This window comes from Streptomyces sp. NPDC007863, from assembly GCF_040633895.1.
In the GTDB taxonomy this organism is placed as follows: domain Bacteria; phylum Actinomycetota; class Actinomycetes; order Streptomycetales; family Streptomycetaceae; genus Streptomyces.
In genome coordinates this window covers 38224-63979 of record NZ_JBEYEI010000020.1, presented here as the reverse complement: position 1 = coordinate 63979, position 25756 = coordinate 38224, and the positions used below count along the sequence as shown (strand labels likewise).

Genomic DNA, 25756 nt, shown 5'->3' with positions numbered 1-25756 from the left:
GGCGGCCGGCGGGCGGGCGGTCAGACCGCGGGGCCGCCGAGGAGGGTCAGAGAGCGTTCGGCGGCGCGGCCCAGGCGGGGGTGCGGGAGGGCGGCTTCGAGGACGTCCCTGGCGGCCGGGTCGCCGAGGGTGCCGAGGCCCTCGACACAGGCGAGGCCGACCCGCCAGTGGGGGTCGCCGGCCGCCAGGCGGCGCTCCAGGACGGTGACGAGGGCGGGGACGGACTCCGGGGCGCGCAGGTCGGCGAGGAGCCGGACCGGCAGGAGGGCGTAGGCGGCCCGGAGTTCGTTGGTGGCGAGGGCGGCGGCGGCGCGGGCGGTGCGCGGGTCGCCGAGCCGGACGAGGGCGTGGGCGGCGGTGACGCAGCGCTCGGGGTCCCGGTGGTTGAGGAGGAGGACGAGGGCCTCGAAGGCGCGCGGGTCGCCGGCCGTGCCGAGCCGGTAGGCGGCGACCTCCCGGGCCCAGAGCGGCTGTCCCGGCGCGGTGAGGAGCCGGTGGAGTTCCTCGGGGTCGGTGGTGCGGGCGAGTTCTCCGAATGCGGGGGGAAGGGCTCCCTCTTCGTTCTCGATCTCGTCGCCCAATCGATCGATCATCGAGCAGAATTCGGGATCATCGGAGATTCCCTCGGCGATTTCCATGAATCCGAGGCTATCCGCGATCCACATCACATTTTCCCGACTTCCCAGGACTGGCGCGCTCGTTACCCGCCGGTTAATCTCAAGTGAGCGGGGAACCCCCGCACTTCTCGCCGCGGCCTGGTGACGCAGCCGTGGCGAGCGCTGGTCGGTTCGGCAGTTCTCGACGTGGCTCAGGGACAGAGCCCGCGTCCTCCCTTCCTTGCTTTCCCTCAAGGACCTTCCCTCAAGGCCCTCGCCGCCGCGTGCGCCGGGGCCGTATCCCCGGTATTTCCCGCGCCCCCTTTTTCTCCGTGCGCGCGCACCGCCTTCAGTCGTCACTCTTCCTCCCAGGAGTCCCCTGATGGACACCCCTCTCTCCACCATCGCCGTCGTCGGTCTCGGCACCATGGGCACCGGCATCGCCGACGTCCTCGTCCGGGCCGGCCGTGAGGTCGTCGGCATCGACGTCAGCGAGTCCGCGGCCGCCCGCGCCGTCGCCGCCCTGGAGGCGTCCACCGCCCGCGCCGTGGCCCGTGAGCGCATCACCGAGGACGAGCGGCAGGACGCGCTCGCGCGCTTCCGGGTCTACTCGGACCTCCAGGCCGCCGCCGCGGCCGACCTCGTCATCGAGGTCGTCCCGGAGACGTACGAGACCAAGCAGGAGGTCTTCCGGGCGCTCGACGGGATCGTCCGGCCGGACGCCGTCATCGCCACCGGCACCAACGCCCTCTCGGTCACCCGGCTGGCCGCCGACTCCGCCCACCCGGAGCGCGTCCTCGGTCTGCACTTCTTCGCGCCGGTCCAGGCGATGAAGCTGGTCGAGGTCGTCTCCTCGGTGCTGACCGACCCCCGGGCCGTGGCGGCGGTCACCCGGCTCGCCGAGGAGCTCGGCAAGGAGCCGGTGGCGGTCGGCGACCGGGCCGGCTTCATCGCGGACGGGCTGCTCTTCGGCTACCTCAACCAGGCCGCGGCCATGTACGAGGCCCGCTACGCCTCCCGCGAGGACATCGACGCCGCCATGAAGCTGGGCTGCGGCCTGCCGATGGGCCCGCTGGAGCTGCTCGACCTGGTGGGCATCGACACCGCCCGTACCGTCCTGGACGCCATGTACCAGGCCTCCCACGACCGGCTGCACGCCCCCGCGCCGATCCTCAAGCAGCTCTCCGAGGCCGGTCTCACCGGCCGCAAGGCGGGCCGCGGCTTCTACACGTACGCGGCGCCGGGCTCGGCCGAGAAGGCCGCCGACGCGCTGACCCCGGCCGCCGAGGGCGCCGGCGGCACGGGCCGCGAGGTCCGCTCGGTGGGCGTGGCCGGCTCGGGCACGATGGCCTCCGGCATCGCCGAGGTCTTCGCCAAGGCCGGGTACGACGTCGTCCTCGCCGCCCGCTCGCAGGAGAAGGCGGACGCGGCCAAGGCGTACATCGCCAAGTCGCTGGCCCGCTCGGTGGCCAAGGGCCGGATGACCGAGGAGGCCCGCGAGGAGACGCTGGCCCGGATCGCCCCGGCCGGTTCGCTCGACGCCTTCGCCGAGGTCGACCTGGCGGTCGAGGCGGTCGCCGAGGACCTGGCGATCAAGCAGGAGCTGTTCGGCCGGCTCGACAAGATCTGCAAGCCGGGCGCGGTGCTCGCCACCACGACCTCCTCGCTGCCGGTCGTGGCCTGCGCGAAGGCGACGAGCCGCCCGCAGGACGTCATCGGCATGCACTTCTTCAACCCGGCGCCGGCGATGAAGCTGGTCGAGATCGTCCGTACGGTCCTGACCGCCGACGACGTGCACGCCACCGTCCGCGAGGTCACCGCGAAGATCCGCAAGCACGGGGTGGACTGCGGCGACCGGGCCGGCTTCATCGTGAACGCGCTGCTGTTCCCGTACCTGAACAACGCGGTCAAGATGGTCCAGGAGCACTACGCGACGCTGGACGACATCGACACCGCGATGAAGCTGGGCGGCGGCTACCCGATGGGCCCGTTCGAGCTGCTCGACGTGGTCGGCCTGGACGTCTCGCTGGCGATCGAGAAGGTGCTGCACCGCGAGTTCCGCGACCCGGGCCTGGCCCCGGCGCCGCTCCTGGAGCACCTGGTGGCGGCCGGCTGCCTGGGCCGTAAGACGGGGCGCGGCTTCCGCGAATATGCCCGGCGCTGAGCCCGTCGAGCCGCGACGGGGGTGGGGAGGGCTCCTGGAGCCCTCCGGCGGTCCGCCCCCGCAGGCGCGTCTTCCTGCACCGATGCAGTACGTTCGGGTCATGCCCAAGGCCGTGAAGACACCCCGTGCCACCTCTTCGTCCGACGCTCAGGAGAGCGCGGCGGGGACCCGTGCCGCCGCACAGCGGCTGAAGATGCGGCGGGAGCTGGCGGCCGCCGCGATGGAGCTCTTCGCGACGAAGGGGTACGAGGCCACCACGGTCGACGAGATCGCGGCGGCGGCCGGGGTGGCCCGGCGGACCTTCTTCCGTCACTTCCGGTCCAAGGAGGAGGCGATCTTCCCGGACCACGACGACACGCTGGTCCGGGCGGAGGCGGTGCTGAACGCGGCGCCGCCGCACGAGCACCCGCTCGACACGGTGTGCCGGGGCATCAAGGAGGTCATGAAGATGTACGCGGGCGCGCCCGCGATCTCCGTGGCCCGCTACCGGCTGACCCGCGAGGTGCCGACGCTGCGGGAGCGCGAGATCGCCTCGGTGGCCCGCTACGAGCGGCTCTTCACCCGCTATCTGCTCGGCCACTTCGACGAGCGGGACCACCACGACGGCAACGACGACCCGCTGCTGGCCGAGGTGGCGGCCTCGGCGGTGGTCACCGCCCACAACCACGTGCTGCGGCGGTGGCTGCGGGCCGGCGGCCAGGGGGACGTGGAGTCGCAGCTGGACCACGCCTTCGCGATCGTCCGGGAGACCTTCGGCTCGGGCATAGGCGCGGGCCGTCCGGCCCCCTCCTCCTCCTCCACCGCCCCGCAGGCCGCCAAGGCCACCCAGGAGGGGCCCGCGGCGCGGGTCTCGGCCTCGGGTGACGTGGTGGTCGCCGTGGCGCGTACCGACGCTCCGCTCGACGAGGTCATGCGGACCATCCAGCAGGCACTCACGAAGGGCTGAGGCCCGCTTCTCCCGCACCTTCGAAGGCCCGACAGGAGGGCCGCCCCCGGTTTCCCGGGGGCGGCCCTCTTTGCGTTCCCGCAGCTCAGAGGCGCATTCGATCGATCATCGCTCATCCGTGAGCACCTTTTCGCATCTGAGAGAAATTGTTGGCACGCAGTGCCTTGTCACGTGACACGGCGTGCCATACGTTGATCTCGTCCGGGCATCCGGAGCACCGGGAAAGCCCGTGCTCCGGCTGTCCCCACAGCCTCACGGCCGTGCGCCCGGACGCCTGCGTCACAGGCAACCCTCGCGCCCCACCGGGCGCCGCCACAGCACCACCCGAGCCGAACCGACGGCACACCTCCACAGCAGCAGCACTCCCCGACGTAACCCTCAGACGTCCGGCCCCCCGGACGCTCTCCGCCGGAGGCACACCGTGAAGGAAATCCTGGACGCGATCCAGTCGCCGGACACCACGTCCGCCGACTTCGCGAACATCAAGCTCCCCGAGTCGTACCGGGCCGTCACCGTCCACAAGGACGAGGCCGAGATGTTCGCCGGAGTCGCCAGCCGCGACAAGGACCCCCGCAAGTCGCTCCACCTCGACCAGGTGCCGCTCCCCGAGCTCGGCCCGGGCGAGGCGCTCGTCGCCGTCATGGCCAGCTCCGTGAACTACAACTCGGTCTGGACCTCGATCTTCGAGCCCGTCTCCACCTTCGGCTTCCTGGAGCGCTACGGCCGCCTCTCGGAGCTCACCAAGCGCCACGACCTGCCGTACCACGTCATCGGCTCCGACCTCGCGGGCGTCGTGCTGCGCACCGGCCCGGGCGTCAACGCCTGGACCCCGGGCGACGAGGTCGTCGCGCACTGCCTCTCGGTCGAGCTGGAGTCCTCCGACGGCCACAACGACACGATGCTCGACCCCGAGCAGCGGATCTGGGGCTTCGAGACCAACTTCGGCGGCCTCGCCGAGATCGCGCTCGTCAAGTCCAACCAGCTGATGCCGAAGCCGAAGCACCTCAGCTGGGAGGAGGCCGCCGCCCCCGGCCTGGTCAACTCCACCGCCTACCGCCAGCTGGTCTCCCGCAACGGCGCCGGCATGAAGCAGGGCGACAACGTCCTCATCTGGGGCGCCTCCGGCGGCCTCGGCTCCTACGCCACCCAGTTCGCCCTGGCCGGCGGCGCCAACCCGATCTGTGTCGTCTCCTCCCCCGAGAAGGCCGACATCTGCCGGGCCATGGGCGCCGAGGCGGTCATCGACCGCAACGCCGAGGGCTACAAGTTCTGGAAGGACGAGCGGACCCAGGACCCGCGCGAGTGGAAGCGGTTCGGCTCCAAGATCCGCGAGTTCACCGGCGGCGAGGACATCGACATCGTCTTCGAGCACCCCGGCCGCGAGACCTTCGGCGCCTCCGTGTACGTCACCCGCAAGGGCGGCACCATCACCACCTGCGCCTCGACCTCGGGCTACATGCACGAGTACGACAACCGCTACCTGTGGATGTCGCTGAAGCGGATCATCGGCTCGCACTTCGCCAACTACCGCGAGGCGTGGGAGGCCAACCGCCTGATCGCCAAGGGCAAGATCCACCCCACCCTCTCGAAGACGTACAGCCTGGAGGAGACCGGCCAGGCCGCGTACGACGTCCACCGCAACCTGCACCAGGGCAAGGTCGGCGTCCTCGCGCTCGCGCCCCAGGAGGGCCTCGGCGTCCGCGACGAGGAGCTGCGGGCCAAGCACATCGACGCCATCAACCGCTTCCGCAACATCTGAGCCGGGGACCGTACATGACTGAGCGCCAGAAGGACCGGCCGTGGCTCATGCGGACCTACGCCGGTCACTCGACCGCCGAGGCCTCCAACGAGCTGTACCGGCGCAACCTCGCCAAGGGGCAGACCGGTCTGTCGGTCGCCTTCGACCTGCCGACCCAGACGGGCTACGACCCGGACCACGTCCTCGCCCGCGGCGAGGTCGGCCGGGTCGGTGTCCCGGTCTCGCACCTCGGTGACATGCGCCGGCTGTTCCAGGACATCCCCCTGGAGCAGATGAACACCTCGATGACCATCAACGCCACGGCGATGTGGCTCCTGGCGCTCTACCAGGTGGCGGCCGAGGAGCAGGGTGCGGACGTCACCAAGCTCCAGGGCACCACCCAGAACGACATCGTGAAGGAGTACCTGTCGCGCGGGACGCACGTCTTCCCGCCCGGCCCCTCGCTCCGCCTCACGACGGACATGATCGCGTACACGGTCAACAACATCCCGAAGTGGAACCCGATCAACATCTGCAGCTACCACCTGCAGGAGGCGGGGGCCACTCCGGTCCAGGAGATCTCGTACGCGATGTCCACCGCCATCGCGGTCCTCGACTCCGTCCGCGCCTCGGGCCAGGTGCCCGAGGAGCGGTTCGGCGAGGTCGTCGCCCGCATCTCCTTCTTCGTGAACGCGGGCGTCCGCTTCATCGAGGAGATGTGCAAGATGCGCGCCTTCGGCCGCATCTGGGACAAGATCACGCTGGAGCGGTACGGCATCCAGGACGCCAAGCAGCGGCGCTTCCGCTACGGCGTCCAGGTCAACTCGCTCGGCCTCACCGAAGCCCAGCCGGAGAACAACGTCCAGCGCATCGTCCTGGAGATGCTGGCCGTCACCCTCTCCAAGGACGCCCGCGCCCGCGCCGTCCAGCTCCCGGCCTGGAACGAGGCCCTGGGCCTCCCCCGGCCCTGGGACCAGCAGTGGTCCCTGCGCATCCAGCAGGTCCTCGCCCACGAGTCCGACCTCCTGGAGTACGAGGACATCTTCGCCGGCTCCCACGTCGTCGAGGCCAAGGTCGACGCCCTCGTCACCGAGTGCCTCGCCGAGATCGACCGGATCCAGGAGATGGGCGGCGCGATGGCCGCCGTCGAGTCCGGCTACCTCAAGGCCCAGCTGGTCTCCTCGCACGCCGAGCGGCGCGCCCGGATCGAGTCCGGCCAGGACAAGATCATCGGCGTCAACGTCTTCCAGTCGACCGAGCCGAACCCGCTCACCGCGGACCTCGACACGGCGATCCAGACCGTCGACCCGGCCGTCGAGGCCCGGGTGGTCGAGGCCGTCACCCGCTGGCGCGCCGAGCGGCAGGAGTCCACGGACCGCCAGGGCAACGGCGACCCGTTCGTCTTCCCGACCACCCAGCAGGCCCTGGACCAGCTCAAGGAGGCCGCCCGGGGCACCGAGAACCTCATGGAGGCCACCCTGGAGTGCGCCCGCGCCGGCGTCACCACCGGCGAGTGGGCCGGGGCGCTGCGCGAGGTCTTCGGCGAGTACCGCGCCCCCACCGGCGTCTCCTCCGCCCCGGTCGCCGTGCCGGCCGAGTACGGCTCGCCGCTGGCCGAGGTCCGCCGCAAGGTCGACCGCACCGCCGAGGACCTGGGCATCGGCAAGCTCCGCTTCCTGGTCGGCAAGCCGGGCCTGGACGGGCACTCCAACGGCGCCGAGCAGATCGCCGTGCGGGCCCGCGACGCCGGGTTCGAGGTGGTCTACCAGGGCATCCGGCTCACCCCCGAGCAGATCGTGGACGCCGCCCTGGAGGAGGACGTGCACGCCGTCGGCCTGTCGATCCTCTCCGGCTCGCACGCCCAGCTCGTCCCGGACGTGCTGGACCGGCTCAGGGAGGCCGGCGCGGCCGACATCCCGGTCGTCGTCGGCGGGATCATCCCGAACGCCGACGGCGAGGAACTGCGCCGCGCGGGCGTCGCGGCCGTCTTCACGCCGAAGGACTTCGGCATCACCGAGATCATCGGCCGTATCGTCGACGAGATCCGGAAAGCCAACAAGCTCAGCCCCCTCGAAAGCACGGAGGTCCCCGCATGACCAGCACCGCTTCCCCTGTGAACCGGCTGCGCCCCCGCCGCTCCTGTCTCGCGGTGCCCGGCTCCAACCCGCGCTTCCTGGAGAAGGCCCAGGGCCTCGCCGCCGACCAGGTCTTCCTCGACCTGGAGGACGCCTGCGCCCCGCTGGCCAAGCCCGAGGCCCGGCACACCATCGTGAAGTTCCTCAACGAGGGCGACTGGACCGGCAAGACCCGCGTGGTCCGCGTCAACGACTGGACGACCCACTGGACGTACCGCGACGTCGTCACCGTCGTCGAGGGCGCCGGCCAGAACCTCGACTGCATCATGCTGCCGAAGGTCCAGGACGCCCAGCAGATCGTCGCGCTCGACCTGCTGCTCACCCAGATCGAGAAGACCATGGGCTTCGAGGTCGGCAAGATCGGCATCGAGGCGCAGATCGAGAACGCCCAGGGCCTGACCAACGTCAACGCGATCGCGCAGGCCTCCCAGCGCGTCGAGACGATCATCTTCGGCCCGGCCGACTTCATGGCCTCCATCAACATGAAGTCGCTCGTCGTCGGCGAGCAGCCGCCCGGCTACCCGGCGGACGCCTACCACCACATCCTGATGAGCATCCTGATGGCGGCCCGCGCCAACAACCTCCAGGCGATCGACGGCCCGTACCTCCAGATCCGCAACCAGGAGGGCTACAAGGCGGTCGCGCAGCGCGCCGCGGCCCTCGGCTTCGACGGCAAGTGGGTGCTCCACCCGGACCAGGTCGCCGCCGCGAACGAGATCTTCTCGCCCTCGCAGGAGGACTACGACCACGCCGAGCTGATCCTCGACGCGTACGACTACTACACCTCCGAGGCGGGCGGGAAGAAGGGCTCCGCGATGCTCGGCGACGAGATGATCGACGAGGCCTCCCGCAAGATGGCCCTGGTCATCTCCGGCAAGGGCCGCGCCGCCGGCATGCAGCGCACCAGCAAGTTCGAGATCCCGGAGGCCTGACCCCATGCAGTTCGGACGCACCTACGAGGAGTTCGAGGTCGGCGCGGTCTACAAGCACTGGCCCGGGAAGACGGTCACCGAGTACGACGACCACCTCTTCTGCCTCCTCACCATGAACCACCACCCGCTGCACATGGACGTGAACTACGCGGAGAACACGACCGACTTCAAGCGGAACGTGGTGGTCGGCAACTACATCTACTCGCTGCTGCTCGGCATGTCCGTGCCGGACGTCTCCGGCAAGGCCATCGCCAACCTGGAGATCGAGTCGCTGCGGCACGTGGCGCCGACCTTCCACGGCGACACGATCTACGGCGAGACCACGGTCCTCGACAAGACCCCGTCGAAGTCCAAGACGGACCGCGGCATCGTCTACGTCGAGACCAAGGGCTACAAGCAGGACGGCACCCTCGTCTGCGTCTTCCGCCGCAAGGTGATGGTCCCGACCGCCGCGTACATCGACGCGCGCGGCGGCGAGCAGCCCGGCCGCCCCGAGCTCATCGAGCCTTCCAAGAAGTCGGAGAAGTAAGCCATGGCGCGACTCGCCCAGACCCACGGTCTGACCGATGTCCAGCAGGAGATCCTCGCCACCGTGCGGGACTTCGTCGACAAGGAGATCATCCCGGTCGCGACCGAGCTGGAGCACCGCGACGAGTACCCCCAGCAGATCGTGGACGGGCTCAAGGAGCTCGGCGTCTTCGGTCTGATGATCCCCGAGGAGTACGGGGGCCTGGGTGAGTCGCTGCTCACCTACGCGCTCTGCGTGGAGGAGATCGCCCGCGGCTGGATGTCGGTCTCCGGCATCATCAACACCCACTTCATCGTCGCGTACATGCTGAAGCAGCACGGCACCCAGGAGCAGAAGGAGTACTTCCTTCCGCGGATGGCGGCCGGCGAGACGCGCGGCGCGTTCTCGATGTCGGAGCCGGCGCTCGGTTCGGACGTGTCGGCCATCACCTCGAAGGCGGTGAAGGACGGCGACGAGTACGTCCTCAACGGCCAGAAGATGTGGCTGACCAACGGCGGTACGTCAACGCTGGTGGCCGTCCTCGTCCGAAGTGACGAAGGCCACCCCGAGGGCACCGCGCCCCACAAGTCGATGACGACCTTCCTCGTCGAGAAGGAGCCCGGCTTCGGAGAGGTCCGCCCCGGCCTCACCATCCCGGGCAAGATCGACAAGATGGGCTACAAGGGCGTCGACACGACCGAGCTCATCATGGACGGCCTGCGCATTCCGGCCAATAGGGTCCTCGGCGGGGTCACCGGCCGAGGGTTTTACCAAATGATGGACGGCGTCGAGGTCGGCCGCGTGAACGTGGCGGCCCGTGGTTGCGGCGTCGCTCAGCGTGCTTTCGAACTGGGCGTCCAGTATGCCCAACAGCGTCACACTTTCGGAAAGCCGATCGCCCAGCATCAGGCCATCCAGTTCAAGCTGGCCGAAATGGCTACCAAGGTCGAGGCCGCCCATGCGATGATGGTGAACGCAGCACGCAAAAAGGACTCCGGGGAACGAAACGACCTCGAAGCGGGGATGGCGAAGTACCTCGCCTCCGAATACTGCAAGGAGGTCGTGGAGGATGCCTTCCGCATTCACGGCGGCTACGGGTTCTCGAAGGAGTACGAGATCGAGCGGCTCTACCGCGAGGCGCCGATGCTGCTCATCGGTGAAGGTACCGCCGAGATCCAGAAAATGATCATTGGCCGCCGCCTCCTGGAGGAGTACCGCCTCCAGGGTTGATTGTCGGTTTTGAGTCGATTCGGCCGCGAAGAAGATCACACCCCGTGTTCGTCTTCCGGCCGTCGACTCGGTTCCTGGCTTGCCCAGTTGCGCCCCGCAACCGATAGCATCGCCGGAAAGCCGCCGTCCCCCCGTTGCCAGCGCGGCATCATCCGCTACGAAGGTCATCCATGCCCCACAGCCCAAACTCTGCACACCGCGACAGCCTCAAGGGCGCACGCATCGCACGCGGAGCATCGCCGTGGCTTCTGCCGACCGTCGCCACCGCGGCGCTCAGCCTCGCGCGCTCCGGCCGTTCGAAGCGCGCCCGTGCCATCGCCGTGCCGACCACCGCGCTCGCGGCCGGCATGCTGTGGTTCTTCCGCGACCCCGAGCGCGAGATCGCTCAGGGCCGGGTCATCTCCCCCGCCGACGGCGTGGTGCAGAGCATCATGCCGTGGAAGGACGGGCGCACCCGGGTCGCCATCTTCATGAGCCCGCTGAACGTGCACGTCAACCGTGCGCCGATGGCCGGCACGGTGACCTCGGTGGAGCACGTCCCGGGTGGCTTCGTCCCGGCCTTCAACAAGGAGTCCGAGAACAACGAGCGCGTCGTCTGGCACTTCGACACCGAGCTCGGCGACATCGAGATGATCCAGATCGCGGGTGCCGTGGCGCGGCGCATCGTGCCGTACATCCCGCAGGGGACGAAGGTCGAGCAGGGTGACCGCATCGGTCTCATCCGCTTCGGCTCGCGCGTCGACATCTACCTTCCGGAGGGTGTCGAGGTCGCCGTCGAGGTCGGGCAGACCACGACCGCGGGGGTGACTCGCATTGACCGTGATTGATCCCGACACACGTGCCGCCGACTGGGCCGCCGACGCCGAGGCGGAGGCGGCCGACGAGGCGGAGGAGATGCCGCTGTCGCTGAGGCTGTCCATAGCGGACGCCCTCACGCTCGGTAACGCCACGTGTGGCTTCATGGCGGTGTACTTCACCACCACGGGCATCCTCATCCCGCACCTCACCGGCAGCACCGAGACCGGAATGGCGCGCAACAGCGCCGCCACCGCGGTGATACTGATGCTGTGCGCGGCGATCTTCGACCTCTTCGACGGCATCGTGGCGCGCAAGCTCCGCAGCTCGCCGATGGGCGCCGAGCTCGACAACCTCTCGGACCTGATCAGCTTCGGTCTGGCCCCGGCGTACTTCGTGCTCGTCTACGGCATGGTCGCGGACGACGCGCAGCAGAAGGTCTCGGCGGTCGCCGCGATCGTGGTGCTGCTCGCGGTGGTGCTGAGGCTGGCGCGGTTCTCCTGCGTGACGATGAAGGACGGCATGTTCCAGGGCATGCCGAGCCCCTTCGGCGCGCTGACGGTCGTCTCGATCATCCTGCTCGAACTCCCCTTCATCCCGACGCTGCTCGCGATCATCGGCACGGCGTGGCTGATGGTGAGCCGGGTCGAGTACCCGAAGCCGCGGGGTGTCCTCGCGGCGGCCATGCTCAGCTGGATCGTCGGGGCGATGGCCATGCTGGCCGCGTGGGCCTTCGACGCCCCCGGCGGTCAGTTCCTGCTCCAGGCCGGCTGCGCCCTCCAGGTCGTGCTGGGCGCCGTGATCCCCCTCTTCGCGACGGCCCGCCGAGTGAACACCTTCCGCGGCAACCGCCGCGAGAGCCGGGAGGCCCGGCAGGCGGAGGCGGCGCAGCTGCGCTGACCCGCCGTCGTACGGAACGGCCGAAGGGCCCGGAAGCATCGCGCTTCCGGGCCCTTCGTCATGCGCCGGACCTACGCCAGGAGCTTGTAGTAGAGGGTCGTGGCCCGCAGGGTGCCGGCCGGGTCGGCGGCGTACTCCGGGATCGTGCCGGCCGCCGTCCAGCCCGCGCCCCGGTACAGCCGTTCGGCGGGGCTGTCGGTCTGGGTGTCCAGGACGAGGAGGGTGAGGCCGGTGGCGGCCGCGTGGGCCTCGGCGGCGGCCAGCAGACGGCGGCCGACCGCCCGGCCGCGGGCCGAGCGGTGGACGAGGAGCCGGGCTATCTCGCCGCGGTGGCGGCCGTTGGCGGTGCCGGTACGCAGGAGGGTGACGGCCCCGGTGACGGCGCCGTCCGGCCCGAAGGCCGCCCACACGTCCCGGGTGCCGGCGGCCCCGGCCCACCAGGCGGCCGCCTCGGCGTGCTCCACGGGCGCCAGGAAGCCGACGGAGGCGCCGCCGTCCACGGCGTCCACGAGGAGCGCGGCGAGCCCGTCGACGTGCCGCCGTACGGCGTCGGGGGCGAGGAGCTCGACGCGGTCGCCGGGGGCGAGCCGCTTCTCCAGGCAGAGCAGGCCCGGGCGGTCGTCCCAGGAGTCGGTGGGCTCGAAGCCGAGCTTGCGGTAGAGCGCGAGGGGCCCCTGCCGCCACTCCCACACGGTGAGCCGGACGCGCTCCGCGCCCGCCGCCGCGGCCCGCCGCAGCGCCTCCCCCATCAGCGCGCCGGCCAGCCCCCGGCCGCGGGCCTCGGGCTCGACCCACACCCGCTTGACCTCGGGCACCGGCCCGGCCTTCAGGACGAGACAGCCGACGGCCTCGCCCGTCTCCGGCGCGGCGGCGAGCAGCACGGTGTCGGCGGCGAAGGCGGTGACGGGGTCCTCGGCCTCGGCGCGGCGGGCGGGCGGCAGGCCGGCCGGGCCGGTCACGGCGGAGCCCTTCTCGGCCTCGGTGGCCAGGTGGTAGGCGGTGAGCAGGGCGGGCAGGCGGGGGTGGGCGGCGTTCTCCTCGATCAGCACGTTCATGATCCGAGGATCACACCGGCAGGTTTCGGCGAGGTGACGGCCGCTCCGTCGGCCCCGCCGGTGAGGAACGCGGCCAGCGCGGCGCCCTCGTCCGACACGGCGGTCCGCTCCGCCCGGGACAGGGGCCGGAGCGGGGTGACGACGAGGTCGGAGCCGCGCGGGGTCCAGGTGGCGGCGACCCGGCCGTCGACCAGGGCGACGCGCTCGCCGGCGACGGAGAGCAGCCGGTGGTCGTGGTCGATGATCCGGCTCCGGTCGTGGTAGCCGAGGATCGCGTTGTCGAAGGCGGGCAGGAAGCGGACCGGGGCGGGGGTGTCCGGGTCCGGCCGGGGCGCGTCGGGGAGGTCGAGGAGTTCGCGGCCCCGCTCGTCGCGGAAGGTGACGAGTTCGTCCCGTACGGCCCTGACGGCGGCGGGCAGTCCGGCGAGGCCGCACCAGGCGCGGAGGTCGGCTGAGGCGGCGGGCCCGTAGGCGGCGAGGTAGCGGCGGACCAGGGTCTGGCCGACGGGGTCGGCGGGGTCGTCGGGGAGCGGCGGGACCTCGCGGCCCAGCCAGCCGGCGAGAGTGGCGTTGCGGACGCCCGCGCGGGAGCCCCAGAGGCCGCGCGGGGGCAGCTGCACGGTGGGGAGGACGCCGCCGACGATGAGCTCGCCGAGGGCACGGCGGGGCGGTTCGGGCCAGCGGCCGGAGACGGCCTCGACGAGTTCGGCCAGGGTGCGGGGCTCGCCGTCGGCCATGACCGCGTGGGCGGCGGCGGCCAGCTCGTCGGGGTCGACGCCGGCGAGTTCGGCGCGGTAGGTGGTGAGGACCTTCTGGCGGAGCATGGCGTCGTGGCGGGCGCGCCAGGCCAGGGCGTCGTCGGCGGTGACGAGGTGGATGGTGCGGCGCATCAGGGGGACGCGCACGACCTGGCGTCCGGTGAGGAGGCCGTCCAGGGTCTCCGGGCGGAAGTCCCCGACCCTCGACCAGAGTCCGGTGAAGGGCTCCTGGGGTTCCTGGGCCTGCATCCCGCACAAGTGGGCGATGACGCCGGCGGCCGGGGTGCCGGTCCGTTCGAGGAGGAACTGGCGGGCGAGGGTGGCACGGCCGAGGGCGCGGGCGGTGAGGACGGTCATGGCGGTCACGCTCCCATGGAAAGAGGACAATTCCCGTCCTCTTTCCATGGGACACGGGCTCGTCAGGGGGTGTACTCCTTCGCCGCCTCCGAGGCGAAGGGCTGCCGGACCGTGCGCATGCCGCCGGGGACCTTCTTGTCGGGCTGGATGATGACCGACTCGCGGGACGACGGGGCCTTCGGGTCGCTGAAGTCGTGGGTCATGCCGAAGCCGGGGTCGTGGGCGCTGAGGATGAGCAGCGCCTTGGCGACGCCCTCGCGGCTGAGGTCGCCCTTCTCGCACGCCTTCCTCAGGATCTCGCCGAAGGCCGAGGCGGCGGTCCAGCCGGCGACGACGCCGTTGTCGAGGCCGTCGTCCGGGTAGGCGGCCGCGTAGTCGGCGGCGAGCTTCTTCGCGACCGGGGTGTCGGCGCCGATGGGGAGGCTCGGGGAGGCGAACCAGTACATCTTCTCCAGGGCCGGGCCCGCCTGGGTGCCGAGGAGCTGCGGGGCGAAGGCCGAGTTGTTGCCGACGACGGGGACGCGGAGGCCGGTGGCTGCGGCCACGCCGACCAGGGAGGCGGCCTGGCGCGGTCCGGCGCTGACGAGGACGGCCTTCACGCCGGCCTGCTTGAGCGCGGCGACCTGCGCGGACATGTCGTTGTCGGTGGGCTTGATCTTCTGCTCGACGACGGTGAGGCCGGCCTTCTCCGCGGCGTACTTGGAGCCCTTGAGCGCGTTCTCGCCGTAGTCGCCCTCGAAGTAGACGTGCCCGAGCTTGTCGCCCTTGGCGAGGCCCTTCTCCGTGACGAGGAAGTCGACGGCGTTGATCGTCTCGACGTCGTAGGTGGCGCCGAGGACGCGGATGTACGGGGAGCCGAGCAGCGAGGCCGACCACGCCTGGGGCATGACCAGGCCCTTGTCCTGGCCGTCGACGCGCTGCTTGACGGCGGCGACGAACGGGGAGCCGATGAACTGGGCGTAGCCGACGACCTTGGGCTCCAGCTCGGTGTAGGCGGCGAGCGCCTTCTGCGGGTCGTAGCCGTGGTCGCGGACGGTCAGCTCCAGCTTCCGGCCGCAGATGCCGCCGGCGGCGTTGACCTGCTTCACGTACAGCTGCTGGGCCTGGGTGACGCTCTTGCCGAGGGTGGCGTACACGCCGGTCATGTCGGTGAGCGCGCCGAGGGTGATGGTGGTGTCGGTGACGCCCTCGCCGGTCCTGATCCCACCGGCGCCGGTCTCCTTGCCGTCGCCGGTCTTCGCCTTGGAGCTGCATCCGGCGGCGGTGAGCGCGACCAGGGTGGCGAGCGCCGCGGCCAGGCCCCGCACGGCCGCCTGTCGTCTGTGGGTCATCGAGTCTCCCCTGAGGGTCGGTGGATCGGGGTTCGCGCGACGAGCCTCGCGAGGCCGCCGGGCAGGAAGAGGACGGTGCCGACGACGGCGGCGCCGTAGAGGTAGCGGGCGGCCTCGCCGGGGGCGATGCCGCCGGTGCCGGGGGCGGAGACCAGCGGCAGGGCTTCGGCGTACCGGTTCAGGAGCTGCGGCAGCAGGGCGACGAAGATCCCGCCCGCGACGGCCCCGGCGACGGAGCCGAGCCCGCCGATGACGATCATCGCCAGGTACTCCAGGGAGAGCGCCATGCCGAAGTACTCGGGCACGGTCCGCTGGAAGACCAGGGCGAGCAGGACGCCGGCGAGGCCCGCGTACATGGAGGACAGGACGAAGACGGCGGCGCGGTGCCGGGCCACCGGGATGCCCAGGACGCCGGCGGCGATCCGGTGGTCGCGGATGGCGTTCATGGCGCGCCCGGGGCGGCCGCGGAGCACCCCGCGGGCGAACAGGACGCCGCCGAGGAGCAGCGCCAGGCCCAGGTACCAGAGCTTCTCGACGGCGCCGAACGGCACCTGGGCGACCAGGAGTTCGGTGTCGTCGAAGGTGAGGCCGAAGAGGTTCAGCGGCGGGACGGCGCGGCCGTTGTAGCCGCCGGTGAGGTCGTGGGCGTTGAAGAGGACGTGCTGGCCGATGAAGATCAGCGCGAGGGTGGCGATGCCGAGGTACGCGCCGTGCAGCCGGCCCGCGATGGGGCTGAACGCCCCGCCGGCGAGCCCCGCGAGGCCGACGGCGAGGACGGCGGCGAGCCAGCCCGGCAGGCCGAGGCCGGCGAGCCCGTCGGTGCCGTCGCCGGCCAGCGCGCAGTAGCCGTAGGCGCCGACGGCGAGGAAGAAGGCGTGGCCCATGGAGAGCTGGCCGGTGGCGCCGGTGAGGAGGTTGATGCCGACGGCGCCGATGGCGGCGGCGATGGCGAAGAGCCCGGCCTGGAGCCAGAACCGGTCCAGGTAGAAGGGGAGGGCGAGGAGGACGATCCCGGCGGCGGCGTACGCGTACGCCTTGGCGGGGATCCCGCGGCGCTCAGACACGGGCGAGCTCCTTCGTGCCGAAGAGGCCGGCCGGGCGGATCAGCAGCACGGCGACCATCACCAGGTAGGGGGCGAGGTCGCCGATCCCGCGGCCGAGGAAGGCGAGGTCGGACTGGTAGCCGGTGGCGAGGGACTCGGTGACGCCGACGATCAGTCCGCCGGCGAGCGCGCCGGTGGTGGAGTCGAGGCCGCCGAGGATCGCGGCGGGGAAGGCCTTGAGGGCGGCGAGCGAGGTGCCGCGTTCGAGGCCGGGGGTGGGGAAGACGGTGAGGAAGAGCGCGGCGACGGCGGCCAGTCCCCCGGCGACCGCCCAGGCGCCGAGCGAGACCCTGCCGAGCCGGACGCCCATCAGGGCGGCGGTCTCCTGGCTCTCGGCGGCGGCCCGCATGGCGACGCCCCAGGAGGTGTGCCGGAAGGCGAGCAGGAAGGCGGTGATGAGGAGGGCGGCGGCGAGCAGGGCGGCGATCCGGGTCTCGGCGATCGTCACCGGGCCGAGGGTGACGACGGCGTCGCCCCACGGGTCGCCGAGGGCGAGGATGTCGGTGCCGATCCGGCGGGTGAGCTCGGTGGCGAGGAGGATGTCGACGCCGATGGTGACGATGGCGAGGACGCTGTGGTCGGCCCCCCGGTGGCGGCGCATCACGAAGAACTCGACGGCGGCGCCGACGACGGCCGCGCCGGCGACGCCGGCGGCAAGCGCGGGCCAGAAGCCGAGCGGTTCGTGGAGGACGGCGACGAGGTAGCCGCCGGCCAGGAGCAGCGAGGCGTGGGCGAAGTTGACGACCTCCGTGGCGCGGAAGATGACGACGAAGCCGAGGGCGATGAGGGCGTAGACGGAGCCCAGGGAGAGCCCGTTGATGAGGAACTCCGCGAAGGTGCTCACGCGGCGGTCTCCTCTCCGAGGTAGGCGCGGACGACCGCCGGGTCGTTCTGGACGTCGGCGGGGCTGCCGTCGGCGATGCGGCGGCCGAATTCGAGGACGGTGACGGAGTCGGCGAGCCGCATGACGAGGCCCATGTCGTGCTCGACGAGGAGCACGGAGATGCCGAGGCCGTCGCGGACGCCGGCGATGACGGCGGCGGTGCGGCGGCGTTCGTCGGCGGTCATGCCGGCGACGGGTTCGTCGAGGAGGAGCAGGGTGGGCTCCATGCAGAGGGCGCGGGCCAGTTCGGCGAGCTTCTGCTGGCCGTACGGGAGCGAGCCCGCGGGTTTTGTCAGCTGGTCGCCGAGGCCGACGAAGTCGGCGATCTCCCGGACGCGGGCCCGGTGCCGGGCCTCCTCGCGGGCGGCGGACGGCAGCCGGAGCCCGGCGGCGAGGAAGCCGGTGCGGGTGAGCCGGTGGCGGCCGAGCATCAGGCTGTCCTCGACGGTGGCGCGCGGGGGCAGCGCCAGGTTCTGGAAGATCCGGCCGACGCCGAGGTCGGCGATCCGGTGCGGGGGCAGTGCGGTCAGCTCGTGGACGCCGAGGCGTACGGAGCCGGAGGTGGCCCGGTACACCCCGGAGAGCACGTTGAAGCAGGTCGACTTGCCGGCGCCGTTGGGCCCGATGAGGGCGTGCACGGTGCCGGGGCGGACGGTGAAGTCGACGCCGTCGAGCGCGGTGAGCCCGGCGAAGCGGACGGTGAGGCCGGTGACGGTGAGGGCGGGGACGTCGTCACGCGCGGGTGCGGCGCCGGGGGCGGGGCCGCGCGGGGCGGGCACGGTCGGCTCGTCCGGGGTGGTCATCGGGGGGTCTCCTTGCGGCGCGGGCCGCGGGCGGGGGCCGGGCGCTCGGCGTCCCAGCGGGACAGGACGGGGTGGACGGCGCGGGCGCGGTCGGCGTCCTCCGCGGCCTCGGCGTCCACGACGCCGAGATAGCGGCGGCGGACCTCGTCGGAGGCGGCGAGTTCGTCGGCCGGGCCCGAGAGGGTGACCTCGCCGACCTCCAGGACGTACGCGTGGGAGGCGAGCCGCAGGGCGAGCGCCGCGTTCTGCTCGACGAGGAGGACGGCCGTGCCCTGGGCGTTGATCTCCCGGACCGCGTCGGCGATCCGGGCGGCCATCAGCGGGGCGAGCCCGAGCGAGGGCTCGTCGAGGAGGAGCAGTTCGGGGGCGGCCATCAGGGCGCGGCCGACGGCGAGCATCTGCTGTTCGCCGCCGGAGAGCAGCCCGGCGGGCTGCCGGGCCCGTTCGGAGAGGACGGGGAAGAGCTCGTGGACGCGGCGCAGGGCGGCGGCCTTGGCGGTGCGGTCGCCGCGCCGGGCGAGGCCGCCGGCCCGCAGGTTGTCCTCGACGGTCATGCGGGCGAAGACCTGCCGGCCCTCGGGGACCTGGCAGACGCCGGCGGCGACGACCCGGTCGGGCGGCAGTCCGTCGAGCGGCCGGCCGGCCGCGGCGACCGTGCCGGAGACCACGGCGCCGCCGTGGAACCGCAGGGTGCGCGAGACCGCCCGCAGCAGTGTGGACTTTCCGGCGCCGTTGCCGCCGAGGACGGTGACGACGGCCCCCGCGGGCACGGTCAGCGAGACGCGCCGCAGCGCGTGCACCGGTCCGTATCCCGCCGTCAGGTCCGTCACCGTCAGGGCGGGTGCGGTACCTCCCATGACTCCCCTTTCCCCGGCCGCCGTTGTTACCCGTGCGTGCTACTCGGCCGTTCGGTCGCTCACCCCAGCACCGCGCCGGAGGGTCCGTCCACGCCCGGCGCCGCAAACGCTGCCGGTGACCAGCGGGGCAGCCGGAGGGCTGTGCACGCGCACAACACCGCGCGTCAGGGCGTTGCCGTCGGGGGCTGGGCGGTGGATGCTCCCGGCATGGGACGGCGCAGACGGCGGACCGGTGACGACTGGAAGGTGCTCGCCCGCGCGTGCACGGCGCTTCTGGAGCGGGTGCCGGAGCTGGTGGACGAGCATCTGACGGAACTGCACGCGTACGAGCCCGCCTACGGGCGGATCGTGCCGTACGACCAGCACTGGCAGGAGGCGCACGAGGCGATCCGGATCGGCATCGAGATGATCTCGGCGCCCCGGCACTCGCCCCGGCGGGACCTGGAGCACGCGGAGCTGATGGGCCGGCGGCGGGCCGAGCAGGGCATGCCGCTGGAGCTGGTGGTGCACGCGTACCGGCACGCGGGGCATCTGGTGTGGGACGCGCTGATCGAGGGCGCGGGCCCGGACGCGGTCCAGCTGGCGGCGCTGATGCAGTCGGCGACGACGGTGTGGTCGGCGGTGGACGCGCAGGCGGACCGGGCCTCCGAGGCGTACCGGGCGACGGAGGCGGAGCTGCGGCGGCGCACGGACGAGCAGCTCCAGGCGCTCCTCGACGCCCTCCTCGAAGGCGAGCGGGCGCCGGAGATGGTGACGCGGGCGGCGGCGGGCCTGGACCTGCCCGAGCAGGGCCGGTACGCGGTGGTCGTGCTGCGCCCGGACCGCCGGGAGGAGCGGGAACCCTTCCACCGCCAGGTGCGGGCGGAGGGGCTGCGGTTCCTGTGGCGGATGCGGGCGGACTGCGAGATCGGCGTGGTGGCGTTCGCCGACGGCACGGGCCTCGACGCGCTGGCGGACCTCCTCGACGGGCGGGCCCCGGGCCCGGGCGGCATCAGCCCGGTCGTCACGGGCCTGACGGAACTGGGCCGGGCCCGCCGCCTCGCCGAACTCGCCCTCCGCACCTGCCCGCCCGGCACCCGCCAGGTGGTCCGCCTGGACCGCCGGATGGCGGGCGCCCTGATCGTCGGCCGCCCGGACCTGGCGGAACTCCTCGTCACGGACGTCCTCGGCGGCCTCCTCGAACTGGACCCGGCGGACCGCGCGGTCCTCCTGGAGACCCTGGACGTCTGGCTGGACTGCGAGGGCTCGGCGGGCCGCGCCGCCGGCCGCCTCTACTGCCACCGCAACACGGTCTTCAACCGCCTGCGGCGGCTTGAACAGCTGACGTCGCGGTCACTGTCCCGGCCGAGGGACCTCACGGAGATGACCTTGGCCCTGGACGCGTTCCGGCTGACGGCGCAGGGGTGAGGGGCCTCGCTGGCAGGATGCCTCCGTGACGACAACGAACATGCGTACGGCCATACGACGGCGGCCGGTTGCCGGGGCGGTACTGGTACTGGGCGGGCTGCTGACCGCCGTGGCCCAGCCGGTGGGCCACCTGCTGGGTGAGAAGACCCGGCTAATGGTCCTGGTCGACGCGTTCCAGTACCGCTGGGGATGGTGGTGCGCGGCCGCCGTGCTGCTCGGCGCGGGCTGCTGGCTGGCGATCGAGCGCTTCCGGCTGCGGGTGACGGCGGCTTGCCTGTTCGGGGCGGCGGCCCTCGCGCTGCTGTTGTTCCGGCTGACGCTGTTCGGCTTCTTCACCGGGGACTGGGAGGTGACCCGGCGGCTGAACGCTCCGGACGGCGTGGACCGCTCCGTACGGGTCGAAGAGGGCTTGGCCGTGATCGACACCATCTGGCGCGTGTCGGTGATCGACGGGTCGGGGCCCGGGGCCCGTCACTACCCGGTCGCCTTCTTCAACGGTGACTCGGCGGACGACGGGCTGGCCGAGGTCGTCTGGGACGGCCCGGACGCGCTGCGCTTCGTCCTCGGCGAGGGCGAAGTGATCACCGTGCGGCTCGATCCGGAGACCGGGCGGCCCGAGCGTGAGGTCGAGCGGCCCGAGTCGCCGTGACGGGCCGGGGGCGTCGTCGCCGCACCCCGGCCCTGACGCCCTACGCCAGGAAGTCCCGCGCGATGTGGGACGCCACTTCCTCCAGGAGGGGGCCGGCGTTCGGGATGGACTTGGCGGGGTCGGGCTCCAGGGCCGAGAGGGGGTAGGCGCGGCGGATGCCGGCGGTGCCCAGGGCCTCCGGCGGGAGGGCCAGGCGGCCGCAGACCGCGACGACCTCCTTGCCGGCCGCGCGGGCGGCGGCGGCGACGCCCGCAGGGGCCTTGCCGTGGAGGGTCTGCTCGTCGAGGGAGCCCTCGCCCGTGATGACGAGGGTGGCGCGCTCCAGGGCGGGGGCGAAGCCGAGGACCTCCAGCATCAGCTCGATGCCGGGACGGAAGCTCGCCCCGAGGAGGAGGGCGCCGTAGCCGATGCCGCCGGCGCCGCCCGCGCCCGGGGAGGCGGCGAGCTCGGTGGCCTTCGGGCCGATCGCCTTCTCCAGGACCTGCGCGTAGTGCGCGAGGGCCGCGTCGAGGGTCTCGACGTCCTCGGGCGTGGCGCCCTTCTGCGGGCCGTAGACGGCCGGCGCGCCCTTGGGGCCGGTCAGCGGGTTGTCGACGTCGCTGGCGAGGATGAACTCGACGCCGGCGAAGCGCGGGTCGAGGGCGGTCAGGTCGGCTGAGGCCAGCTCCGCGAGGGCCGCGCCGCCGGGGCCGACGGGCTCGCCGTCCGCGTCGAGGAAGACCGCGCCGAGCGCGGCGAGCATGCCGGCGCCGCCGTCGGTCGTGGCGCTGCCGCCGACGCCGAAGACGATCGTGGTGGCGCCCGCGTCGAGCGCCGCGCGCAGCAGCTCGCCGGAGCCGTACGTCGTGGCGGTCAGCGGGGCGAACGTGCCGGCGGGGAGGAGCTGGAGGCCCGACGCCTCCGCCATCTCGACGACCGCCGTGGTGCCGCGCAGCGCGAACGCGGCGGTGACCGGATCGCCGACCGGTCCCGTGACCCGTACCTCGTGGCGGTCGAAGCCCGCCGCGACGGCCGCCGCGACCGTGCCGTCGCCGCCGTCGGCGACGGGCAGGGCCTCGACCGAGAGGCCGGGGACGACCTTCCGGAGTCCCGCCGTGACCCGCTCCGCGACCTGTACGGCCGTGAGCGAGCCCTTGAACTTGTCGGCCGCCACGAGCACGTGAGCGACCTGAGTTGCTGCTCCGTCCGTCACCTTGCATCCCTTGCTTTCGAACAGGCAGTCGCGCCAGGGCCGACCCTATCCGTACGGCCAGACGGCGTGCCACCCCCGGATAACGTCAAATGTCCGACCATAGTGGGCTCACATGAGCACGGATATGAACGAGCGGCCGTCTCCGGATCACGTACCGGAACGGCACGCGCCCGACGCGCAGGTCATCGGGATCGGCGTGGCCGCCGTCGTCGGGGTGGTCGGCTGGGCGGCGCTCGGCAAGGACTCCTTCGACAGCGCCTCCTCCGCCGCCCTCTCCTGGGTCCTGTCCAACTTCGCCTGGCTGTTCGTGGTCGCCGCCGACGCCTTCCTGGTGCTGTGCGTGGTGCTCGCCCTGAGCCGGTACGGCCGGATCCGCCTCGGCGCGGACGACTCGGAGCCGGAGTTCACCAATCTGGCGTGGATCGCGATGATGTTCAGCGCCGGCATGGGCATCGGCCTGATGTTCTACGGCGTCGGCGAGCCGCTCCAGCACTTCCTGACCCCGCCGCCGGGCGGCGGCCCGGCGGGGACGGGCGCGGCGGCCCGGACGGCGATGGAGTACTCCTTCTTCCACTGGACGCTGACCCCGTGGGCGATCTACGGCATCGCCGGTCTGGCGCTGGCGTACGCGGGCTTCCGCAAGGGCCGCGGCAACCGGCTGAGCAGCGCCTTCGTGCCGCTCCTCGGGGAGCGCCGGGCCCGGTCCTGGCAGGGCAGGGCGATCGACCTGCTCGCGGTCTTCGCGACCGTCTTCGGCACCGCGACCAGCCTGGGCCTGGGCGCGCTCCAGGTGGCGGAGGGCCTGAACCTCACGATGGGAGTCGAGGACTCCACGGCCACCGAGCTGATCATCATCGTCTCGCTGTCGGCGGCCTTCGTCCTGTCGGCCTTCTCCGGCCTGCACAAGGGCGTGAAGTGGCTGTCGACGCTGAACATCGTGCTCGCCGCCTGCCTGGCGCTCTTCGTCTTCCTGCTCGGCCCGACCGTCTACATCCTGGACTCCCTCCCCGCCTCGGTCGGCGGCTACCTCCACGAGCTGCTGCCGATGGCGAGCCGCACCGGCGCGTACACCGACCGCGACTGGCTCGGCGCCTGGACGATCTTCTACTGGGCGTGGTGGCTGTCCTGGGCGCCGTTCGTCGGCACCTTCATCGCCCGGATCTCGCGCGGCCGGACGATCCGCGAGTTCCTGGTGGGCGTGCTGCTCGTGCCCTCCGGGGCGACGGTCGTCTGGTTCTGCGTGATGGGCGGCACCGCGATCCGCCTGGAGTCGACCGGTGAGGCCGACCTGGCGACGGCGGTGCGGGACGGGGTGGAGGCGTCGCTCTTCGCGATGCTGGACGCGCTGCCGCTGGGCACGGTCACCTCCGTCATCGCGATGCTGCTGGTCATGACGTACTTCGTCACCAGCGCCGACTCGGCCTCGCTCGTCATGGGCTCGCTGACCAGCCGCGGCTCGCTGCACCCGCCGACGTGGCTGGTGGTCACCTGGGGCGTGCTGATGGCGGCGGTCGCGGCCGTGCTCCTGGTCGCGGGCGGCCTGAACTCGCTCCAGACGGCGACGATCCTGGTGGCCCTGCCGTTCGTGGTGGTCATGCTGGTGCTGTGCTGGGCGCTGGTGAAGGAGCTGCGGGAGGACCCGGGCGCGGGCCCCGCCCGGCACCACGCGCTGCACGGGATGCGGGACGCGGTACGGGCCCTGGTCGGCGAGGCGATGACCGAGCAGGGCGGCGGCCGCCACCACCGGCTGCACCGCGCGGCCCGCTCCCGCGCCGACACGGAGAGCGGCGAGCCGCCGAAGGACGGCGGGGCATGACGTACGCCTCCGGGCAGCGCCCGGACGCCACGGACGCGCCGGCCGCGGGGCCGGACCTCGCGGACCGGATCCTCGGCGGCTGGACCGGCCGGATCGCCGGGAACATGCTCGGCAAGCCGGTCGAGCAGGGCGAGCACTGGACCCGGGAGCGGATCGACGCCTACCTGCGGCTCGCCGACGCGCTGCCGCTCACCGACTACCTGCCGCCCCCGCCCGCGGGCGCGGAGGGCTTCGTCCTGCGGCCCGAGTGGCCCCGGTGCGTGCGCGGCGGGATCCGCGAGAGCTGCCGGGACGACGACGTCGACTACACGCTGCTCGGCCTGCACCTGCTGGAGACGCACGGCTTCGGCTTCACCACCGAGCAGGTGGGCGGGCTGTGGCTGCTGCGGCTGCCGTACCTCCAGACGTTCACCGCCGAGCGGGCCGCGTACCGGAACCTCGCCAACGGGCTGCGACCGCCGCTGACCGCCACGTACGACAACCCCTACCAGGAGTGGATCGGCGCACTGATCAGGGCGGACGTCTACGGCTTCACCAGCCCCGGCGACCCGCGCCGGGCGGCCGGCCTGGCCCGCCGGGACGCGGTGGTCTCGCACACCGGGAACGGCGTGTACGGGGCGATGTGGGCGGCCGCCCTGGTCGCCGCCGCCTTCACCGCGCCCGACGCCCGCTCCGCCCTGGTCACGTCCCTGGAGGTGGTGCCGGCGGGCAGCCGGCTCGCCCGGACCGTACGGGAGACGATCGCGCTGTACGAGGCGGGGCTCGGCTGGCCGGCGACGCTCGACGAGATGGCGGTGCGCACGGCGGGGCTCGGCTGGATCCACGTGGTGCCCAACGCGGCGGTGCTGACCGCCGGGCTGCTCCACGGCGAGGGCGACTTCACCCGCACGATCGCGCTGACCGTGCGCGGCGGCCTGGACACGGACTCCAACGGCGCGACGGCCGGATCGGTCGCCGGGGTGCTGTGCGGGGCGGCGGCGATCCCGCCCCAGTGGTCACGGCCGCTGAACGACCGGGTGCGCAGCGCCGTGTACGGCTTCGACGGGGCGAGTATCCGCCAACTCGCGGAGCGGACGCTCCGGCTGGCTACGCTGGCGCCGTGACCGTCACCGACTACGCCACCTACATCGCCGGCCTCCCCCGGGTCCTCGCCGGTGCCGCCGTGCTCTTCCGGGACGCCCGCGGGCGGCTCCTCGTCGTGGAGCCGAACTACCGCGAGGGCTGGGTGCTGCCGGGCGGCACGGTCGAGTCCGACGCGGGCGAGACGCCCCGGCAGGCGGCCCGCCGGGAGACCCTGGAGGAGATCGGCCTGGACGTACGGCCGGGGCCGCTGATCGCGGTGGACTGGTCGCAGAGCCCGGCCCGGCCGCCGGTGGTGGCGTACCTGTACGACGGCGGGGTGCTCTCCGAGGAGCGGTTCGCGGAGATCCGGCTCCAGGAGGCCGAGCTGGTCTCCTGGAAGCTGATCGAGCCGTCCGAGGTGCCGGCCCATCTGCCGGGCAGCCTGGGCCCCCGGGTGCTGGCCGGTCTGCGCGCCCTGGCCGAGGGAAGCGGTCCGGCGGAGCTGGTCAACGGCCGGCCCGACGAGAGGTGAGCTCCCG

23 protein-coding genes and 1 pseudogene are annotated in these 25756 nt (G+C 72.5%); 14 read left to right on the top strand and 10 right to left on the bottom strand.

Features of this window, described 5'->3' with window-relative positions; translation table 11 throughout:
• Window positions 1-20: 20 nt before the first annotated feature.
• The gene (locus tag ABZ621_RS28415; RefSeq protein ID WP_360609273.1) at window positions 21-638 is read right to left on the bottom strand and encodes a HEAT repeat domain-containing protein; all 618 of its coding nucleotides are present in this window, start codon (window positions 636-638) and stop codon (window positions 21-23) included.
• Window positions 639-978: 340 nt separating this feature from the next.
• Here ABZ621_RS28415 and ABZ621_RS28410 point away from each other — a divergent pair, with 340 nt between their 5' ends.
• From ABZ621_RS28410 to pssA, 9 genes are all read left to right on the top strand, one after another.
• Entirely contained in the window at window positions 979-2760 is a 1782-nt protein-coding gene (locus ABZ621_RS28410) for a 3-hydroxybutyryl-CoA dehydrogenase (protein WP_360609272.1), read from the top strand.
• 100 nt (window positions 2761-2860) lie between these two features.
• Window positions 2861-3706, top strand: a complete 846-nt coding sequence (locus ABZ621_RS28405; RefSeq protein ID WP_360609271.1) for a TetR family transcriptional regulator — start codon at window positions 2861-2863, stop codon at window positions 3704-3706.
• A 421-nt stretch (window positions 3707-4127) separates the two neighbouring features.
• Entirely contained in the window at window positions 4128-5465 is a 1338-nt protein-coding gene (gene ccrA / locus ABZ621_RS28400) for a crotonyl-CoA carboxylase/reductase (RefSeq protein WP_360609270.1), read from the top strand.
• Window positions 5466-5479: 14 nt separating this feature from the next.
• Window positions 5480-7540, top strand: a complete 2061-nt coding sequence (locus tag ABZ621_RS28395) for a protein meaA (RefSeq protein ID WP_360609269.1) — start codon at window positions 5480-5482, stop codon at window positions 7538-7540.
• A complete protein-coding gene (locus ABZ621_RS28390; RefSeq protein WP_360609268.1) occupies window positions 7537-8511 on the top strand; it encodes a CoA ester lyase in 975 nt (324 codons plus the stop codon). Before ABZ621_RS28395 ends, ABZ621_RS28390 begins: the two co-directional genes overlap by 4 nt.
• Window positions 8512-8515: 4 nt before the next feature.
• Window positions 8516-9040, top strand: a complete 525-nt coding sequence (locus ABZ621_RS28385; RefSeq protein WP_360609267.1) for a MaoC family dehydratase — start codon at window positions 8516-8518, stop codon at window positions 9038-9040.
• 3 nt (window positions 9041-9043) lie between these two features.
• Window positions 9044-10249 carry an acyl-CoA dehydrogenase family protein gene (locus ABZ621_RS28380; RefSeq protein ID WP_360609266.1) on the top strand — a complete coding sequence of 402 codons (1206 nt, stop codon included), beginning with the start codon at window positions 9044-9046 and terminating at the stop codon, window positions 10247-10249.
• A 170-nt stretch (window positions 10250-10419) separates the two neighbouring features.
• Complete coding sequence (locus tag ABZ621_RS28375) at window positions 10420-11076, top strand: phosphatidylserine decarboxylase (protein ID WP_169089696.1); 657 nt, start codon at window positions 10420-10422, stop codon at window positions 11074-11076.
• A complete protein-coding gene (gene pssA / locus ABZ621_RS28370) occupies window positions 11069-11944 on the top strand; it encodes a CDP-diacylglycerol--serine O-phosphatidyltransferase (protein WP_360609407.1) in 876 nt (291 codons plus the stop codon). Before ABZ621_RS28375 ends, pssA begins: the two co-directional genes overlap by 8 nt.
• Window positions 11945-12015: 71 nt before the next feature.
• Here the strand turns inward: pssA and ABZ621_RS28365 are convergent, their stop codons facing one another.
• From ABZ621_RS28365 to ABZ621_RS28330, 8 genes and pseudogenes are all read right to left on the bottom strand, one after another.
• A complete protein-coding gene (locus ABZ621_RS28365) occupies window positions 12016-12453 on the bottom strand; it encodes a GNAT family N-acetyltransferase (RefSeq protein ID WP_360609406.1) in 438 nt (145 codons plus the stop codon).
• A 111-nt stretch (window positions 12454-12564) separates the two neighbouring features.
• Window positions 12565-12999 (bottom strand): annotated as a pseudogene (locus tag ABZ621_RS28360) (GNAT family N-acetyltransferase); the annotation flags it as partial.
• Complete coding sequence (locus tag ABZ621_RS28355; RefSeq protein ID WP_360609405.1) at window positions 12996-14114, bottom strand: winged helix DNA-binding domain-containing protein; 1119 nt, start codon at window positions 14112-14114, stop codon at window positions 12996-12998. The pseudogene ABZ621_RS28360 and the gene ABZ621_RS28355, both read right to left, overlap by 4 nt.
• A gap of 62 nt (window positions 14115-14176) precedes the next feature.
• Window positions 14177-15445 (bottom strand): ABC transporter substrate-binding protein, encoded by a 1269-nt coding sequence (locus tag ABZ621_RS28350; RefSeq protein ID WP_360609265.1) that lies wholly within the window; start codon window positions 15443-15445, stop codon window positions 14177-14179.
• The gene (locus ABZ621_RS28345) at window positions 15442-16509 is read right to left on the bottom strand and encodes a branched-chain amino acid ABC transporter permease (RefSeq protein ID WP_360609264.1); all 1068 of its coding nucleotides are present in this window, start codon (window positions 16507-16509) and stop codon (window positions 15442-15444) included. The genes ABZ621_RS28350 and ABZ621_RS28345 overlap by 4 nt, the downstream gene beginning before the upstream one ends.
• A complete protein-coding gene (locus tag ABZ621_RS28340) occupies window positions 16502-17392 on the bottom strand; it encodes a branched-chain amino acid ABC transporter permease (protein WP_360609263.1) in 891 nt (296 codons plus the stop codon). The genes ABZ621_RS28345 and ABZ621_RS28340 overlap by 8 nt, the downstream gene beginning before the upstream one ends.
• The gene (locus tag ABZ621_RS28335; protein ID WP_360609262.1) at window positions 17389-18234 is read right to left on the bottom strand and encodes an ABC transporter ATP-binding protein; all 846 of its coding nucleotides are present in this window, start codon (window positions 18232-18234) and stop codon (window positions 17389-17391) included. Before ABZ621_RS28335 ends, ABZ621_RS28340 begins: the two co-directional genes overlap by 4 nt.
• Entirely contained in the window at window positions 18231-19091 is an 861-nt protein-coding gene (locus ABZ621_RS28330; RefSeq protein ID WP_360609261.1) for an ABC transporter ATP-binding protein, read from the bottom strand. The genes ABZ621_RS28335 and ABZ621_RS28330 overlap by 4 nt, the downstream gene beginning before the upstream one ends.
• Window positions 19092-19298: 207 nt before the next feature.
• Here ABZ621_RS28330 and ABZ621_RS28325 point away from each other — a divergent pair, with 207 nt between their 5' ends.
• Window positions 19299-20498 (top strand): helix-turn-helix domain-containing protein, encoded by a 1200-nt coding sequence (locus ABZ621_RS28325; protein ID WP_360609260.1) that lies wholly within the window; start codon window positions 19299-19301, stop codon window positions 20496-20498.
• Between the two features lie 25 nt (window positions 20499-20523).
• The gene (locus ABZ621_RS28320) at window positions 20524-21147 is read left to right on the top strand and encodes a hypothetical protein (protein ID WP_360609259.1); all 624 of its coding nucleotides are present in this window, start codon (window positions 20524-20526) and stop codon (window positions 21145-21147) included.
• A 40-nt stretch (window positions 21148-21187) separates the two neighbouring features.
• Here the strand turns inward: ABZ621_RS28320 and ABZ621_RS28315 are convergent, their stop codons facing one another.
• Window positions 21188-22339: a glycerate kinase gene (locus ABZ621_RS28315; RefSeq protein WP_360609258.1), complete on the bottom strand. Its 1152-nt coding sequence runs from the start codon at window positions 22337-22339 to the stop codon at window positions 21188-21190.
• A 112-nt stretch (window positions 22340-22451) separates the two neighbouring features.
• On the opposite strand from ABZ621_RS28315, the gene ABZ621_RS28310 reads away from it, so the two are divergent.
• The 3 genes from ABZ621_RS28310 to ABZ621_RS28300 are packed head-to-tail and all read left to right on the top strand — an operon-like array spanning window position 22452 to window position 25749.
• Window positions 22452-24155 carry a BCCT family transporter gene (locus tag ABZ621_RS28310; RefSeq protein ID WP_360609257.1) on the top strand — a complete coding sequence of 568 codons (1704 nt, stop codon included), beginning with the start codon at window positions 22452-22454 and terminating at the stop codon, window positions 24153-24155.
• Entirely contained in the window at window positions 24152-25258 is a 1107-nt protein-coding gene (locus tag ABZ621_RS28305; RefSeq protein ID WP_360609256.1) for an ADP-ribosylglycohydrolase family protein, read from the top strand. Before ABZ621_RS28310 ends, ABZ621_RS28305 begins: the two co-directional genes overlap by 4 nt.
• Window positions 25255-25749, top strand: coding sequence for an NUDIX hydrolase (locus ABZ621_RS28300; RefSeq protein WP_360609255.1), 495 nt, complete (start codon window positions 25255-25257; stop codon window positions 25747-25749). Before ABZ621_RS28305 ends, ABZ621_RS28300 begins: the two co-directional genes overlap by 4 nt.
• Window positions 25750-25756: the final 7 nt, after the last annotated feature.